Here is a 14,966-nt window from a genome sequence, read left to right as displayed (position 1 = left end):
CATGCTTTCGGCGGACGAAACCCAAGCTTCGCTGACCGGCGCCTGGCGGCTGATGCTCGGCAAGGCCGACGGCCTGCGCCTGCTCGACCTGACGGCCGACGGCTTCTGGAATTCGTTCTTCGCCATCATCGTCGCGGCACCGGCGCTGATCGTCGGCTGGGTCGGCATCGCCAACGAGATCGGCGATCCCGATGCCTTCGCCGGCCGCTTCAGCATGCTGGTGCGACTGGCGACGGTCGATATCGGCTCCTGGGTGCTGCCGCTGGTGGCGCTCGCCTTGGTGGCGCGGCGCGCCGGCATCGGCGGGCGCTTCGTCCACTATGTCGTCGCCAGCAACTGGGCCTCGGCGATCACCGCCTGGCTGATGCTGCCTTCGGCGCTGATCAGGCTCTTCCTGTCGTCGACAAGCCAAGTCTCGAGCCTTGTGTCGCTGCTATTATTTTCCCTGTCGATGGTGCTGACCTGGCGCATGACCAACGCGACGATCGGCAGGGGCGCTGCCTTCGGCACCGCCGTTTTCGTCGGCATGTTCGTCGCTTCGCTGCTGGTGCTGTTCGGACTGCAGATGCTGCTTGGCATCTCCGTGCCCGACGATGTCGGGGCCCAGAGCCTTTCCGGGCTTTATCCTGGATAGAACCAGGGTTCTACCCGGGATAATCGACGCCGATGAGAAAAAGCCCGTCGGGCGGCGCTACCTGGCCGCAGGCTGCGCGGTCTCGCGCTTCCAGCGCCGCCTTGAGGTCGCCCGATGTCCAGCCGCCGTCGCCGACCCGCTTCAGCGAGCCGACCATCGAGCGCACCTGGTTGTGCAGAAAGGATCGTGCCGATGCCCTCACCTCGATGAGATCATCGCCCGTTCGGCTCACGTCGAGCCGCTCCAATGTCCTGATCGGGCTGTTGGCCTGGCACTGCGTCGAGCGGAAGGTGGTGAAGTCGTGCCGGCCGAGCAGGAACTTCGCCGCCTCGTGCATGGCGGCGGCATCGAGCCGCTTCGGCACCCACCATACCTTACCCTTCTCCAGCGCCGAGGGCGCCCGCCGATTGAGGATGCGGTAGAGATAGTGCCGACCGATGGCGGAGAAACGGGCATCGAAATCATCCGGGACGATCGTGGCCTTCAGGATGACGATGCGCGCACCGGCCGCCTGCAGGTGTGCATTGACGGCATCGCGCACCTTGTCGTCGGGCCACGCCTTGGCAAGGTCGACATGCGCCACCTGCGCGCTCGCATGCACGCCGGCATCGGTGCGGCCGGCGGCGCGCAGCCGGACCGCCTCGCCGCAGAAATTCTCGATCGCCTGCTCGATCGCCTGCTGCACCGAAGGCTGGTCGGCCTGATGCTGCCAGCCGGCAAACAGGCTGCCGTCATATTCGATATCGAGGCGAAAACGCGGCATTCCGGGACGGCGACGCTCTCGCCTAGGCGGCGAGAGCGGTGAAGGCGGAAGCGTAGACCAGCCTGCCGGCTTCAGGAGCGTCGCCCCAGGCCAGCGCCTGCAGCGCCTCGCCTTGGTATTCGCTCTCGAACTTCCCGGCACGGGCATGGCTGTAGCCGAAACGGCCGTAATAGGCCGGGTCGCCCAGCACGACGGCCAGCGTCTCGCCAGCCTCCTTGAGCCGGATATGGGCCTCCCGGATCAACGCGCCGCCGATGCCGGAGCCGTGAAAGGACGGCTCCACCGCCAGCGGGGCAAGCGCCACGGCGGCAAAGCTCTTGCCGCCGTTCTGCACGAACAGCCGCGAAAACAGGATGTGGCCAACGACCTGGCCGTCTTCTTCCGCCACCAGTTCGACGACGGCGTCACCGCCGGTCACCAACGCGTCGACCAAGCCGGCCTCCGTCTGCTGGCCGAAAGCGTGTTCCTCGACGAGGCGAATGGCCTCGCGGTCCCGCGGCGTCGCCGCGCGTATCGACATCATGCTCATGAGAATTTCAGTCCTTTTTCGATCTTGGCTCCGCGCAGGAATTCCGACGCGGCGGCGGGCTTTCCGCCCGCACGTTGAACTTCGACCAGCCTGACCGCGCCTTTTCCGCAGGCGACCGTCAGCCGGTCATCGAGAATTCCTCCCGACTCGCCCAAATCTTCCGAAGGCGACACGCCTTCGGATAGCGTCGAGCGAAGCAGTTTCAGCCGTTCCATGCGGCCGCCAATTTCAATCTCGGACCAGGCGCCGGGAAAGGGCGACAGGCCACGAATATGGTTGTGAACCTCGGCCGCGGGCCGTGTCCACTCCACGCGCGTCTCGGACTTATCGATTTTCTTGGCGTAAGTCACCCCTTCGGCCGCCTGCGCGGTAAATGCCAAGGTGTTCTGTTCCAGCCGCGCCAACGCTTCCACCATCAGGGCAGCGCCGACACTCATCAACCGATCATGCAGATCGCCGCCTGTCATATCGGGGCCGATGGCGCATTTTTCAACCAATCCGACCGGGCCGGTATCCAGCCCCGCCTCCATGCGCATCACCATCATGCCGGTCTGCGTGTCTCCAGCCATGATGGCGCGCTGGATGGGCGCGGCGCCACGCCAGCGCGGCAAAAGCGATGCGTGGCCGTTGACGCAGCCAAGCCGGGGCGCCTCCAGAACTGCCTTGGGCAACAGCAATCCATAAGCGACGACCACGGCGATATCGGCGCCCAGGTCGGCAAAAGCGGCCTGCTCGGCCTCGCTCTTCAACGAGGTCGGTGTGCGCGCCTCGATGCCAAGCCGCCCGGCCTCGCGCTGCACCGGCGACGGCGTCAGTTCCAGCCCGCGCCGGCCGGCGGCGCGCGGCGGCTGCGTGTAGACGGCTGAAATCTCGTGGCCGGCCTCGGCGATGGCGCGCAGCGTCGGCACCGAAAACTCCGGCGTGCCCATGAAGATGACGCGAAGGGGCATTGCCCTACCCCACCAGCTTGCCCGGCGCCTTGTCCCTGGCGAGCTTCTTGAACTTCTTCACCACCATGTCGCGCTTCAGCTTCGAGATGTGGTCGATGAACAGCACACCGTTGAGATGGTCGATCTCGTGCTGCAGGCAGGTTGCCATCAGCCCTTCGGCCTCGATCTCCTGCAGCTTGCCGTCGCGGTCGAGATATTTGACCCGCACCGAAGCCGGGCGCTCGACCTCGGCATAGTAGTCCGGGATCGACAGGCAGCCTTCCTCGTAGACGGACCGCGCGTCGGCGCTTTCGAGAATTTCCGGGTTGATGAAGACGTGTGGCGCCGGGGTTTCGTCTTCCTTGGCGAGATCGATCACCAGCATGCGCAGCGGCTCGCCGACCTGGATTGCCGCCAGCCCAATGCCGGGTGCGTCATACATGGTCGCCAGCATATCGTCGGCCAGTTTGCGCAATGGCGCGTCGACGCGCTCCACCGGCTTGGAGACCTGGCGCAGGATGGGATCGGGGAGAATGATAAGCGGCTTGATCGGCATGGCGTTTCACCTAAGACCTCAATAGAAAGGCGTCAACCGGTTCGCCAGCGCGTCGTTCACGTTTTGATCTGTGCCAGACCGCCGAATCGGCTATGCTGTCCGCATGAATGATCTGAGCACCATCGTTTCGGAGCCCGTCGCACGGCTCGGCGCCTCGACAATCACGCTTGGCCACGCGCTGGCCTTCGGCGCGATGCTGTTTCTCGGCTTGTTCGTGACGCTCGTCGTTGCGCTGTGGCGGTCGGCCAAGGCGCGCGCGGCCGCCGCCGCGGAGGCCGCCGACCATGCCCGCGACGCCGAGGCGCGGATGGCCGGCATTCTCCAATCCCAGGCCGAGATGCAGGGCCGCATGGGCGCCATCGCCGAAGTGTTCGGCGCCCGTCAAGCCGAATTGACGCAGTCCATCGGCCAGCGGCTCGACGCCATGACCGGCCGCATCGGCCAGACCATGACCGAGCAGACCAAGTCCACTCATGAGAGCCTCGCGAAACTGCAGGAGCGGCTGGCGATCATCGACACAGCGCAGGGCAACATCCAGTCGCTGGCCGGCCAGGTCGTGCAGTTGCAGGCGATCCTCTCCAACAAGCAGACGCGCGGCGCTTTCGGCCAGTCGCGCATGGAGGCGATCGTCGCCGACGGCCTACCTCACGGCGCCTACGAATTCCAGGCGACGCTGTCGAACGGCAGCCGGCCGGACTGCCTGGTGAAAATGCCGAACGGGGCGCCGTCGCTAGCCATCGACGCCAAATTTCCGCTGGAAGCGTGGAATGCGATCCGGGCCGCCGATAACGCCGACCTGCAGAAGGTCGCGGCCCAGGCCTTTCGCCGCGATATCGAGGTCCATATCCGAGACATTTCGGAAAAATACCTGCTCCAGGGCGAAACCCAGGACACAGCCTTCATGTTCGTGCCGTCGGAATCGGTATTCGCCGAAATACACGAGAACTTCGAAGCGGTTGTCCAGAAGGCGCACCGTGCCCGCGTTATCATCGTCTCGCCTTCGCTCTTGATGTTGTCGATCCAGGTCATCCAGGCGATCCTCAAGGATGCACGCATGCGCGAGCAGGCGCATCTGATCCAGGGCGAAGTCATCAGGCTGATGGAAGACGTCCAGCGTGTCGACGAGCGCGTGCGCAAATTGCAGGGCCATTTCGGCCAGTCGGCCAAGGACATCGAAGACATACTCGTCTCGACCTCGAAAGTGACCAAGCGTGGCCAGAAGATCGAGGCGCTGGAATTCGGAGAAGGCGAGCCCGACGCCCCGCGCGGCGGCGCCCCTGCCAAGGTGGAGGCCGCACCGCGCGTTGCCGATTCAAAGACCGGGCAGTTGAGGTTGAGGGTCGTCGAAGGCGACGACTGAACGCTACTGCTCTTCGACCGTCGTCATACCCTCGAATTCCGGAAGCCAGTGCAGCGCCGAGCGATGCCATTTCTGGTGTCTCGGGACCAGGTCCTGGCGCTGCCGCGAGGTCCCGACCCTGATCCCATAGACCTTCGGACCGTCGCCGACCGATGTCGCATAAAGATGCGAGCCGCAGTCGGCACAAAAAGCCTGCGTTCGCTTGGCACCGCTCGCCACGGTCTTGATGTAGATTTTCGGTTCGCCGCTGGTGATCCGGTAATGATCCCCTGTCGCTGGAACGGTGACGCGAAATGCCGTACCGGTCAGTTGCTGGCAATCGGTACAATGGCAGATCGAAGTCTTTTCCGGGTCGACCTCCGCCTCATAGGTGATGGCGCCACAATGGCAGCCGCCGTCGATCTTCATCGTCATTCCTCCAACATAGATCGGCTGATTTTAGCGGCATGGAGACACGAGGCAACGGCGGGGCGCTGGTCCAGAGGCCAGAATCCCCAAAAGTGGACTGCCGTGTGGCAAAAGTTCGTACTCGAATTCTATCCGGACGCGGATTCGATCAGCTTGCGCCGCTTTTCCCAGGTGCCTGACGTCTGCGGCTTGACGAACAGCCGCGAGATCTCAGGCATCTCTTTTTTCAACCGCGCCTCGATGCGCTCGACACAGGCCTCGATCTCCGGCGCCGACAAATGGTCCTCGAATTCGATGCTCAGGCCGGCAACGATTTCTTCCGGGCCCATATGCACCGTCAGCACACCGTTCGCCCGCTGCACCGCCGGATCCTGCTGGACGATCGCCAGCACCTTCCTCTGCACCTCGGGTGAGGCCGGCTCGCCGATGAGCAGGCCCTTGCTTTCACGCGCCAGGAAGATTGCCGTCGTGCCGAGGATAAGCGCGATGCCGATCGAGGCGGCGCCGTCGAGCTCGGGCATCTCGAAAATCTCCGCCGCCAATATGCCGGCAAAGGCGACGACCAGGCCGAGAAGGGCCGCACTGTCTTCGAACAGCACCGTATAGACGCTCGGATCCTTGCTCGATTGCACAGCTTGCAGCCAGCCGAGCTTGCCCTTCTGCTTGCGGAATTCCTTCAGCGCCACCAGCCAGGAGCTGCCTTCGAACACGAAGGACAGGCCGAGAACGATGTAGTTCACTTTAGCGTTGGCGACCGGCTCTGGCGCCATGATGTGGATGATGCCCTCGTAGAACGACACGCCGGCGCCCAGCGCGAAGACCAGAAGGGCGACGATGAAGCTCCAAAAATAGAGTTCACGGCCATGGCCGAGCGGGTGCGAGCTGTCCGCGGGGCGTGCCGCCCGGTGCATGCCGTAGAGCAGCAGGCCGCCATTGCCTGTATCGACCAGCGAATGCACGCCTTCCGACAGCATGGCCGAACTGCCGGTGAAAAAGGCAGCGGCGAATTTGGTCAGCGCTATGGCGAGATTGCCGGCGAGCGCCGCGTAGATGACCGTTCTGGAGCCGCCGTGCCCTGCCATGCAGCTTCGATCCTCTTCGAGACAGTGTAGCGGCTCTGCCGCGGAGTTGCACAGCCACCACAACGCGCCAATCGTCGGGCCGTTCAATGTGTTCGAAACCGGCTGGCGGGAAGGCCAGCTATTCCTGGACCTCGTCGGTCCACACCTTGAAGCCCGTAAGCAACCCTGGCCCGAAAATGTGGGTCAGCGGCACATCCGCCGCGTCGCGGCCGGAGGCGATCAGGATACGGCCGATGCGTGGCGCGTTGTTGCGCGGATCGAAAGCGTGCCAGCGGCCGCCGAGATAAACCTCCATCCAGGCGCAGAAGTCCATGCTCGCCCAAGGCTTCGGCATGCCTATGTCGCTGATGTAGCCTGTGCAATAGCGCGTCGGGATATTGAGTGCCCGGCAGAATGTGACGGCAAGATGCGCGAAATCGCGGCACACGCCGCTCCGTTCGCGCCAGGCTTCCGCGGCGGTGCGCGTCACTCGTGCGTTGCCGTAGTCGAAGACGATGTGGTTGTGGACGAAATCGCACACCGCCTGCACGCGCGGGATGCCTGATGGCATGTGGCCGAACAGCCGCCATGCCTCGCTTGCCAAGAGGTCGCTTTCGCAAAACCGGCTGGGCAGCAGGAACAGTAGCGTTTCAGCCGGCAGGTCGCGCACCTCGTGCTGCCACGCCATCAACTCGCGCATCTCGAATGTGCCGTAGTCGCGGATTACCGCATCCGTACCGAAAGTGAAACGCCCGGGCGGGGCGACGAGCCGGTTGCACCAGTTGCCGAAGCTGTCGCGATAACTCTCGATCGGCACTGGCGGGTTGGAGGTCAGGAAATCCGGGCGCTCAAGATCGGAGGCGCGGGAATAGTGGACATTGAGCATTGCGATGAGCGGCGTTTCCTGCGGAAAGTCGAAGCTCATCTCACAGCCGATATGGATCCGCATTGTCGTCCTGACCGGCCTGCCTGACGATCACCCGGCGGTGCACGGGTCGATGCTGCAGTGCGAAGACAAGCATGGCATGGACAGCCGGGGTTTACGAGCAAATTAGAAATCGGTTGAAAGCGGCCTGCCGGCGCCGGCAGCAGGCACTCGCCTCTTGCAGTCCGGCCTTTGTCTTGTTTCACTCCGCTTCCCGCAACTGGAGGAACGAATCATGGCTAAAGGTGCGATGAAGGCAGGCAAGGAAGCCCGCAAACCAAAGAAAGACGCCAAGAAGCCTGTAGCCGCTCCGGCCCTGAAGGCGCCGCCGGTCAAGGCGATGAGGATCAAGGAAAAGTAGATATCGCAAAGCGTGGATGGATTTCACCGGCGGCGTCCGACATGCCGCCGGCGAGTTGTTGATTGGGCGTTCAGACGCCCTATAGCGACGATGCGGGGACGACCTCGCATTTCCCGAAATCCGGCTGGGACGGCCCGCCCATTGTGTGATTGAGCATTCGAGGACCTTTCGGCCGGATGTTCTGGATGGAGCGTTCCGATGTCATGGATTCTTCTGTTCTTCGCAGGCCTGTTCGAAATCGGCTGGGCGATCGGCCTCAAATACACCGACGGCTTCACCAGGTTTGTTCCGACCGTGCTCACGGTCGCGTCGATGATCGTCAGTTTGACCTTGCTTGGCCTGGCGCTGAAGACGCTGCCTGTCGGCACCGCCTATGCGGTGTGGACCGGTATCGGCACTGTCGGCACGGCGCTGCTCGGCATCTGGCTGCTGGGCGAGCCCGCGACGGCGATCAGGCTCGGCTGCATCGCTTTGATCGTCTGCGGTATTATGGGGCTGAAATTCGCGGCCTGAACGGCCCTGTCCACCGGCTGACTATCTCGACCGAGCTCACATCCATGAATCGACATCCCTGGATGCAGGGAGGCTTCCCGTGGGCAACACGACAAACGCGAAAAAGGGCCGCGCCTTGGCGCGTCCCTCATTGATCATCGATCGACACGAGTGCGCTCTTAGCGACCCGTAAAGCCGGGCGGTGTCCTGCCGGTGCGCTGCTTGCGAGCCGCATAGCGTGCGTCGCGCTTTGCCTTGCGCTCGGCTTCGTCGGCAAGCAAACGAGAGATACGCTCGTTCTCTTCAGCTTCCCGAAGCTTGGCATCGGCTTGCGCGGCCTCTTCGGCGGCAATGCGCGCAGCTTCGGCTGCTGCCTCACGCTCGGCTTTCTCAATCGCCTCGCGTGCCAGCTTTTCCTGCTTCAGCTTGGCCTTCTCGGCCTCGCGTATCTCACGAGCCGCAAGGATCGCCTTGCGTTCGGCCTGTCGTGCGAGCACCGCGGGATCGTCTGCTGCCGGCTTTGACTTGAAGCGCTCCAGAAGCGCCTTCTTTGCCTCGGTCGCGGCATTGCGCCGCTCGAAAATGTCTTTTTCCCTGTAGATAGCCAAGTCCACTTCCTTGAAGTCTATTCGCGACGCTTACATACGCGCGAAAACCGGGAGTTCAAGCGCCAAAACGGTATGCCAGCCATGAAATTCCGGGATGTTGCACCCGGGAGACGCATTTTCCGCCGAAATCGACATGCACTGTTCACCAGCCAGCCTCTGGCGGCGCGACAGACGCGTCGCTACCTCTGAAGCATGATGCCGAAACGATGAAGCGGTTCTCGGACGACATCATGCTCTGTCTCTTCGATTAGAGTCGGATTCAGATTTCAGTTCGAACAGAGCTGAAGTCATGCGACCCTAGCGCAACAATCAACACACTGGGATGACGTCCAAATGGAACTCGGTCTCTACACTTTTGCCGATGTGAGTCCTGTGCCGGGTCCCGGCGCCATCGGTCCCCATGAGCGGCTGCGCAACCTGATCGAGGAGATCGAACTCGCCGACCAGGTCGGGCTCGACGTCTTCGGCCTCGGCGAACACCATCGGCCGGACTATGCCGCCTCGGCACCGGTCGTGGCTTTGGCCGCAGCAGCGGAGCGTTCGAAGCGCATCAAGCTGACCAGTGCGGTGACCGTATTGTCCTCCGACGATCCGGTGCGCGTTTTCCAGCAGTTTTCCACGCTCGACCTTTTGTCGGGCGGCCGCGCCGAGATCATGGCCGGGCGAGGTTCGTTCATCGAATCCTTCCCGCTGTTCGGCTACAATCTCGAAGACTATGACGAGTTGTTCGCCGAAAAGCTCGACCTGCTGCTGGCCATCCGCGATCAGGTGAAGGTTACCTGGTCGGGCAATCTGCGCGCGCCAATCAACGATCGCGGTGTCTATCCCAGGCCCTTCCAGGACAGGCTGCCGGTCTGGATCGCCATTGGCGGAACGCCGCAATCGGCCGCTCGGGCGGGCGCGCTTGGCCTGCCGCTGGCGCTTGCCATCATCGGGGGCGAACCGGCGCGATTCGCGCCGCTGTTCGACCTCTACCGTGAGGCCGCCAAGCGCGCCGGCAGCGATCCGGCAGGGTTGGCCACAAGCATCAACGTGCATGGCTTCATCGCCAAGACGACCGAGCAGGCGGCGGACGACTTCTACGGCCCCCAGGCCGAAGTGATGAACCGCATCGGCCGTGAGCGCGGCTGGGGTCCGACATCGCGTGCGCATTTCGACCAGTCGCGTGGTCCGGACGGCGCGCTGTTCGTCGGCAATCCGGAGCAGGTGGCGGAAAAGATCGTGACCCAGCACAGGGTGTTCGGTAACGACCGCTTCCTGCTGCAGATGGCGATCGGCACCATGCCGCACGCCAAGATCATGAAGGCGATCGAGCTCTACGGCACCAAGGTGGCGCCGATGGTGCGCAAGGAAACGGCGAAGGCCGCCCCGCCCGTGGCGGCGCCTGTCGCGTGAACGTGATGAGGCCCGCGAGAACAGGGCCTCATTCCATCCGCTCGCGGTGGGCAGGCTTATAGCGTTATCCCATGCGCTGCCGCATCCATCATCGCGGCATGATGGATTTCGGTCGCCTCGTCGGCTGGGAACATACACTCGATGCGCAGTTCCTGGGCGCGCGACGGTTTGGGGGGTGCCGACCGTGGTGACCATCGAAAAGTAGTCCAGGCGGCGACCGTCCTTGATGAAGCCAAGCGGAATGACCGGCATGAAGCCGATCGCCACCGGATTTTTCCAATCGCTGTCCACGTCCGGGTAGGCGAGCAACGCCGCCAGCAACTCCCTGGTCTTTTCGTCGACGACGCGGCCAATGGATTCGCGATAGACCCGCTCGAACAGGCTCCGCGCCACATCAGGCCAATTGGCGACGAACGGGCGCATGCCTTCGGGATCGAACATGAGGTGAAGCATGTTGCGCGGCCTTTCCCGAGCGGCCATGTCGCGGAAACAGCCGAAGAAGAGCGGTGCGGCTTCGTTGGTCATCAGCACATTCCAGTACCGGTCCATGACCAGCGCCGGATAGGGTTCATGCTGGCGCAGGATGCGCGTCAGGGCATCGGTGACGCTCTTCATTTCCATGGAGTTCCAGGCGCCTTCGGGGAACATCGGCGCGTAGCCTGCCGCCAAAAGCAGGGCATTGCGCTCGCGCAAAGGGACATCGAGCACCCCGGCGATCGCCATCAAGGTCTCACGGCCGGGAACGCTGCGTCCGCTTTCGATGAAGCTGATCTGTCTTTGCGAAATTCCCGTATCGAGGGATAGATCAAGCTGACTTCTGCCACGCACATCGCGCCAGTAACGCAAGAGCGTGCCCAGGTCGGGTGTCATGGCCGTTCTGGAATTGATCCTCATATCCCGCTGTCCTCGCAGTCCCTCGAACGATACACGCCATGCGATAACGCATCGCTTGACGGCGCATGCACCAGAAGATCCATGCGCCGTCGATCGGGTCAGGCGGCAATCGCGGCGGCGGGAGACCATGCCTGCGGCTGGAAGCGCTCTTCGATCGGCGTGCCGGCCATGTTGGTGGTGGTTGCCGCCATGGTGGAGACGCCGACACCGGTTACCACTTCCAGGATCTGGGCTTCCGAATAGCCCGCCGAAGTAAACGCATCGATGTCCGCGTCACTCACGTTTCCCTTGTTTTCGATCAGTGCCCTCGTCAGGGCCGAGAGTGCCGCATATTTCGGGTCCGTCGGCAACCTGCCATCCCGGATCGCCTTGACTTCGCTTTCCGCAATCCCATCCTCGATGGCGAATGTCGAATGCGCGGCGACGGTCCAGGGGCATTTGATGGTGACCGCGTTGGTCAGCAGCAGCACCTGCTTTTCGATCTCGTCGAAGCTCCCGCCGTGGAAACTGCCGAAGCTGCTGACGAAACCGTTGAGGAGAACCGGATTATTGGCCATCGTCGCCATGACGTTCGGAAGAAAACCAAACTTCTCCTCGAGCGCCTTCAACGCGGGCCTGGATTTCTCCGGCGCCGACTCGGCTGTTTGAAGGGTAAATCTTTGCATCGTGATGTCCTCTTTCAGGGGTAGGAAGTAATCGTGCCGGCGACATCCTCGCCGCGCCGGCCTTGCGAGCCCTTGGGTTGCGAAGGCCTGCTCCCGTACTAGGCCCGCCGCCTGCCCGGACTCAATTACACGGCATGTAATCGTGGAACGCTCGCAGCCGAGCCGACGGTTTGAGCTATCTTGACGGCGCCCCCGCTCGATGGCGGCCACGCCATCGGTGCCGGCTAACGGAACCTTGAAGCAGCGCTGGCGTTTCCGTCTGCGGATTGCATCAGTTGTGATGTGCCCGCCGAGGGGATCGCGATGAAGGCCGAACCCGCCGCTTTGGGCGCAGGCGTTGCCGAAGCTGAAGAGTCGCGTGTGGCGGCGCGTGCCGATACGCGCCTGATGCGCTCGTTGCTCATCGGTATATTCCTGTTCATGACCGTCTATGCGCTCTATTTCGCGCGCGCTTTTTTTATGCCGGTCATCCTGGCCTTCCTGCTGGCGCTGACGCTGACCCCGATCGTAAGACTGCTGCGCAAGCGCGGCATTCCCGAAGTGGTTTCGGCGACGCTTCTGGTGCTTGTGTCCATCTTCGTCTTCGCGAGCGCCGGCTATGTGCTCAGTGGGCCCATTATCGATCTCATCAACAACACATCGTCCATCGGCCAGCAGCTGACCGAGCGGTTGGCGCAGCTGCGACGGCCTCTTGAGAGGATCATGGACATTGCGCGCCAGATCGAAGGGCTCACCGAGACAACGCAGGAACCGGGCGTGCAAAAGGTCGCGGTAGCGCAGTCCGGCTTCTTCTCGTCGGCGGCGAGCAACATCCTGTCGGCTGGAACAAGCCTGACGATCATCTTCGTGCTGTCGCTGTTCCTGCTCGCCTCGGGCACGATGTTCTATGAGAAGATCATCCAGTCCTTCGCCAGCCTCACCGAGAAGAAGCGGGCGCTGCGCGTCGTCTACGACGTCGAGCGGGAAATCTCGCACTATCTCCTCACCGTCACCATCATCAACACCGGCCTCGGCACGGTCATCGGCCTCGGCCTGTGGGCTCTCGGCATGCCCAATCCCTTGGTCTGGGGCGCGGCGGCCGCCCTGCTCAATTTCCTGCCCTATGTCGGGGCAATGATCACGCTTGTCCTGGTCACCGTCATCGCGCTCATCACCTTCGACACGATCGCCTATGCGCTGTTGGCGCCTGCCTTCCTGGTTTTGTGCGACATCATCGAAGGCCAGTTCGTGACGCCGATGGTGGTCGGGCGGCGGCTCGAGATCAACGCCGTGGCGATCTTCATCGCCATCGCATTCTGGTCATGGCTGTGGGGCTTTGTCGGCGCGTTGATGGCGGTGCCGCTGCTGGTCGTCGTCAAGGTGTTCTGCGATCATTTCGAGAGCCTCAGTCACGTCGGCAATTTTCTCGCCGCACAACACACGGCGGTCGTTGAGGACGAAGCCGACGAGCAGGACGCCGCGGCAGCCGGATAACCGGCGCACGGTTTGCGACGGCGGCATCGAATGCCTATATCCGGCCGATCAGTGCCCGGTGCCTTCCCGATGAACGACGTTCCCTTCGACCTCGAAGCCTATTTCGCCCGGATCGGCCACGCCGGTTCCACGGAAGCTTCGCTCGACACGCTAAAGACGCTCCATTTCCTGCATCCGCAGGCGATCCCGTTCGAGAATATGGATCCGTTTCTGGGACGGCCGGTCCGATTGGATGCCGCCTCGCTGCAGGGCAAGATCGTCCTTGGTGGGCGTGGCGGCTATTGCTTCGAGCACAATCTCCTCCTCTTGCACGCGTTGAAGGAGCTTGGCTTCAAGGTCGGCGGCCTTGCCGCGCGTGTGCTTTGGGGTCAGAGCGACGACGCCATCACGGCGTGTAGCCACATGCTTTTGCGCGTTGAGCTCGACGGCCACACCTATATCGCCGACGTCGGATTCGGCGGCCTGACGCTTACGGCGCCTCTCCTGCTGGAGCCCGGCCGCGAACAAAAAACGCCGCACGAGACATTCCGCATTGTCGAGGCCGGCGATCATTTTCGCCTGCAGGCCTCGATCGGCGGCGACTGGCGCTCGCTGTATCGCTTCGACCTGCAGCCGAACTATGAGGTCGACTATTCCGTCACCAATTACTTCCTGTCGACCAACCCAGCATCGCATTTCCTCACCTCCGTCATAGCGGCCCGCGCCGCGCCCGACCGGCGCTACGGCTTGCGGGGGAATCGCCTGTCGATCCATCACATCGATGGCCGCACCGAGCAGAAGCAGATCGCCACCGCCGCCGAACTTGCCGACACGCTGGAAGGCCAACTCGGCATCACCATTCCCGACCGCAAGGCCTTCGAGGCCCGGGTGCGCGAGAAGAAGATCGTGGAGACCAGTATATGACCGAACTGTCCGTTCTCGACCTGTCGCCGATCGTCGAAGGCAGCGATGCCTCGCAATCGCTCGCCAATTCGCTCGATCTCGCCCGCCACGCCGAGCGGCTCGGCTACAAACGCTACTGGCTGGCCGAACATCACAACATGCCAGGCATCGCCAGTGCGGCCACATCGGTCGTCATCGCCCATGTCGCCGGCGGCACCAAAACCATCCGTGTCGGCGCCGGCGGCATCATGCTGCCCAACCATGCGCCGCTGGTGATCGCCGAGCAATTCGGCACGCTCGCCGCCCTGTTTCCCGGCCGCATCGACCTTGGCCTCGGTCGCGCTCCCGGCACCGACATGAACACGGCGCGTGCGCTGCGCCGCAATCTCGAGGCCGGCGCCGACAATTTCCCGCAGGATGTCGTCGAGCTGATGGGCTATTTCCTGCCGGCCGAGGAAGGCCAGCGTCTGCGCGCCGTGCCCGGCGAGGGCCAGACGGTGCCGATCTGGATTCTTGGGTCCAGCCTCTACGGCGCGCAGCTCGCCGCCATGCTCGGCCTGCCCTACGCTTTCGCCTCGCATTTCGCGCCGGCGGAACTCGATCATGCGCTGGACATCTACCGCTCGCGCTTCCAGCCGTCGGAGCAGCTCGAAAAGCCGCATGTCATGCTCGGCCTCAACGTCTTTGCGGCACCCACCGACGCCGAGGCGCGGCTGCTGTTCACCTCGCTGCAGCAGGCCTTCGTCAATCTGCGCACCGGCAGGCCGGGAAAATTGCCGCCACCGGTCGAGAACTATGACCGGGATCTCGACCCCATGGCCAAGTCCATGCTCAGCCAGGCGCTGTCCTGCGCCGTCGTCGGTTCACCGGAAACAGTCCGGCAAGGCATCGATGCGTTCGTGCGCCGCACCGGCGCCGACGAGCTGATGATCACAGCGCAGATATCAGACCACGCCGCTCGCGTGCGCTCCTTCGAGATTTTGGCGGAGGCGCACAGATCCTTGTCGCAAGCGGCTTGAACAGGCGGCCTA

General features: G+C 63.2%; 17 protein-coding genes and 1 pseudogene. 8 read left to right on the top strand and 10 right to left on the bottom strand.

The window, feature by feature from the left end; genetic code table 11:
• Position 1 precedes the first annotated feature (1 nt).
• Positions 2-634: a hypothetical protein gene (locus tag ACVWWD_RS09660; RefSeq protein ID WP_023772277.1), complete on the top strand. Its 633-nt coding sequence runs from the start codon at positions 2-4 to the stop codon at positions 632-634.
• 10 nt (positions 635-644) lie between these two features.
• On the opposite strand, the gene truA is transcribed toward ACVWWD_RS09660, so the two are convergent.
• From truA to def, 4 genes are read right to left on the bottom strand one after another with little or no spacing between them, the layout of a single operon-like run.
• On the bottom strand, positions 645-1,397 hold the full coding sequence (gene truA, locus ACVWWD_RS09655) for a tRNA pseudouridine(38-40) synthase TruA (protein ID WP_352549877.1): 753 nt from the start codon (positions 1,395-1,397) through the stop codon (positions 645-647).
• Between the two features lie 22 nt (positions 1,398-1,419).
• Positions 1,420-1,926, bottom strand: a complete 507-nt coding sequence (locus ACVWWD_RS09650) for a GNAT family N-acetyltransferase (protein ID WP_023781820.1) — start codon at positions 1,924-1,926, stop codon at positions 1,420-1,422.
• Positions 1,923-2,876, bottom strand: a complete 954-nt coding sequence (gene fmt / locus ACVWWD_RS09645; RefSeq protein WP_352549878.1) for a methionyl-tRNA formyltransferase — start codon at positions 2,874-2,876, stop codon at positions 1,923-1,925. Before fmt ends, ACVWWD_RS09650 begins: the two co-directional genes overlap by 4 nt.
• A gap of 4 nt (positions 2,877-2,880) precedes the next feature.
• Positions 2,881-3,411 carry a peptide deformylase gene (gene def, locus ACVWWD_RS09640; protein ID WP_023772273.1) on the bottom strand — a complete coding sequence of 177 codons (531 nt, stop codon included), beginning with the start codon at positions 3,409-3,411 and terminating at the stop codon, positions 2,881-2,883.
• Positions 3,412-3,514: 103 nt separating this feature from the next.
• Here def and ACVWWD_RS09635 point away from each other — a divergent pair, with 103 nt between their 5' ends.
• Positions 3,515-4,771, top strand: coding sequence for a DNA recombination protein RmuC (locus ACVWWD_RS09635; protein ID WP_352549879.1), 1,257 nt, complete (start codon positions 3,515-3,517; stop codon positions 4,769-4,771).
• A gap of 3 nt (positions 4,772-4,774) precedes the next feature.
• On the opposite strand, the gene ACVWWD_RS09630 is transcribed toward ACVWWD_RS09635, so the two are convergent.
• From ACVWWD_RS09630 to ACVWWD_RS09620, 3 genes are all read right to left on the bottom strand, one after another.
• Positions 4,775-5,179, bottom strand: coding sequence for a GFA family protein (locus tag ACVWWD_RS09630; RefSeq protein WP_023772271.1), 405 nt, complete (start codon positions 5,177-5,179; stop codon positions 4,775-4,777).
• A 128-nt stretch (positions 5,180-5,307) separates the two neighbouring features.
• On the bottom strand, positions 5,308-6,261 hold the full coding sequence (locus ACVWWD_RS09625; protein WP_023772270.1) for a cation diffusion facilitator family transporter: 954 nt from the start codon (positions 6,259-6,261) through the stop codon (positions 5,308-5,310).
• A gap of 118 nt (positions 6,262-6,379) precedes the next feature.
• Entirely contained in the window at positions 6,380-7,189 is an 810-nt protein-coding gene (locus ACVWWD_RS09620) for a transglutaminase-like domain-containing protein (protein WP_023772269.1), read from the bottom strand.
• Positions 7,190-7,400: 211 nt separating this feature from the next.
• On the opposite strand from ACVWWD_RS09620, the gene ACVWWD_RS09615 reads away from it, so the two are divergent.
• Complete coding sequence (locus ACVWWD_RS09615; protein WP_023772267.1) at positions 7,401-7,526, top strand: hypothetical protein; 126 nt, start codon at positions 7,401-7,403, stop codon at positions 7,524-7,526.
• 198 nt (positions 7,527-7,724) lie between these two features.
• A complete protein-coding gene (sugE, locus tag ACVWWD_RS09610; RefSeq protein ID WP_023772266.1) occupies positions 7,725-8,039 on the top strand; it encodes a quaternary ammonium compound efflux SMR transporter SugE in 315 nt (104 codons plus the stop codon).
• A gap of 158 nt (positions 8,040-8,197) precedes the next feature.
• Here the strand turns inward: sugE and ACVWWD_RS09605 are convergent, their stop codons facing one another.
• Positions 8,198-8,626, bottom strand: a complete 429-nt coding sequence (locus ACVWWD_RS09605; RefSeq protein WP_023772265.1) for a DUF6481 family protein — start codon at positions 8,624-8,626, stop codon at positions 8,198-8,200.
• A gap of 333 nt (positions 8,627-8,959) precedes the next feature.
• On the opposite strand from ACVWWD_RS09605, the gene ACVWWD_RS09600 reads away from it, so the two are divergent.
• Entirely contained in the window at positions 8,960-10,021 is a 1,062-nt protein-coding gene (locus tag ACVWWD_RS09600; protein WP_352564434.1) for an LLM class flavin-dependent oxidoreductase, read from the top strand.
• A gap of 56 nt (positions 10,022-10,077) precedes the next feature.
• On the opposite strand, the pseudogene ACVWWD_RS09595 reads toward ACVWWD_RS09600, so the two are convergent.
• Together ACVWWD_RS09595 and ACVWWD_RS09590 are read right to left on the bottom strand one after the other, a co-directional pair.
• Positions 10,078-10,891: pseudogene (locus ACVWWD_RS09595) on the bottom strand (helix-turn-helix domain-containing protein).
• 122 nt (positions 10,892-11,013) lie between these two features.
• Positions 11,014-11,790 carry a carboxymuconolactone decarboxylase family protein gene (locus tag ACVWWD_RS09590; protein ID WP_352549881.1) on the bottom strand — a complete coding sequence of 259 codons (777 nt, stop codon included), beginning with the start codon at positions 11,788-11,790 and terminating at the stop codon, positions 11,014-11,016.
• 93 nt (positions 11,791-11,883) lie between these two features.
• Between ACVWWD_RS09590 and ACVWWD_RS09585 the strand changes: the two genes are divergently transcribed.
• From ACVWWD_RS09585 to ACVWWD_RS09575, 3 genes are all read left to right on the top strand, one after another.
• Entirely contained in the window at positions 11,884-13,053 is a 1,170-nt protein-coding gene (locus ACVWWD_RS09585; RefSeq protein ID WP_457103041.1) for an AI-2E family transporter, read from the top strand.
• 69 nt (positions 13,054-13,122) lie between these two features.
• Positions 13,123-13,956, top strand: coding sequence for an arylamine N-acetyltransferase family protein (locus ACVWWD_RS09580; RefSeq protein WP_352549883.1), 834 nt, complete (start codon positions 13,123-13,125; stop codon positions 13,954-13,956).
• Positions 13,953-14,954, top strand: coding sequence for an LLM class flavin-dependent oxidoreductase (locus tag ACVWWD_RS09575; protein ID WP_352549884.1), 1,002 nt, complete (start codon positions 13,953-13,955; stop codon positions 14,952-14,954). The genes ACVWWD_RS09580 and ACVWWD_RS09575 overlap by 4 nt, the downstream gene beginning before the upstream one ends.
• The last annotated feature ends 12 nt before the right edge of the window (positions 14,955-14,966 follow it).

The organism is Mesorhizobium sp. URHB0026 (assembly GCF_054059755.1).
The sequence above is the reverse complement of the archived record's forward strand: the minus strand, read 5'-3'. Positions and strand labels throughout refer to the sequence as shown.

Bases quoted from the DNA above. Each gene is read 5' to 3' on its own strand.
- ACVWWD_RS09660 (WP_023772277.1), top strand. From the start codon at position 2: ATGCTTTCGGCGGACGAAACCCAAGCTTCGCTGACCGGCGCCTGGCGG.
- truA (WP_352549877.1), bottom strand. From the start codon at position 1,397: ATGCCGCGTTTTCGCCTCGATATCGAATATGACGGCAGCCTGTTTGCC.
- ACVWWD_RS09650 (WP_023781820.1), bottom strand. From the start codon at position 1,926: ATGAGCATGATGTCGATACGCGCGGCGACGCCGCGGGACCGCGAGGCC.
- fmt (WP_352549878.1), bottom strand. From the start codon at position 2,876: ATGCCCCTTCGCGTCATCTTCATGGGCACGCCGGAGTTTTCGGTGCCG.
- def (WP_023772273.1), bottom strand. From the start codon at position 3,411: ATGCCGATCAAGCCGCTTATCATTCTCCCCGATCCCATCCTGCGCCAG.
- ACVWWD_RS09635 (WP_352549879.1), top strand. From the start codon at position 3,515: ATGAATGATCTGAGCACCATCGTTTCGGAGCCCGTCGCACGGCTCGGC.
- ACVWWD_RS09630 (WP_023772271.1), bottom strand. From the start codon at position 5,179: ATGAAGATCGACGGCGGCTGCCATTGTGGCGCCATCACCTATGAGGCG.
- ACVWWD_RS09625 (WP_023772270.1), bottom strand. From the start codon at position 6,261: ATGGCAGGGCACGGCGGCTCCAGAACGGTCATCTACGCGGCGCTCGCC.
- ACVWWD_RS09620 (WP_023772269.1), bottom strand. From the start codon at position 7,189: ATGCGGATCCATATCGGCTGTGAGATGAGCTTCGACTTTCCGCAGGAA.
- ACVWWD_RS09615 (WP_023772267.1), top strand. From the start codon at position 7,401: ATGGCTAAAGGTGCGATGAAGGCAGGCAAGGAAGCCCGCAAACCAAAG.
- sugE (WP_023772266.1), top strand. From the start codon at position 7,725: ATGTCATGGATTCTTCTGTTCTTCGCAGGCCTGTTCGAAATCGGCTGG.
- ACVWWD_RS09600 (WP_352564434.1), top strand. From the start codon at position 8,960: ATGGAACTCGGTCTCTACACTTTTGCCGATGTGAGTCCTGTGCCGGGT.
- ACVWWD_RS09585 (WP_457103041.1), top strand. From the start codon at position 11,884: ATGAAGGCCGAACCCGCCGCTTTGGGCGCAGGCGTTGCCGAAGCTGAA.
- ACVWWD_RS09580 (WP_352549883.1), top strand. From the start codon at position 13,123: ATGAACGACGTTCCCTTCGACCTCGAAGCCTATTTCGCCCGGATCGGC.
- ACVWWD_RS09575 (WP_352549884.1), top strand. From the start codon at position 13,953: ATGACCGAACTGTCCGTTCTCGACCTGTCGCCGATCGTCGAAGGCAGC.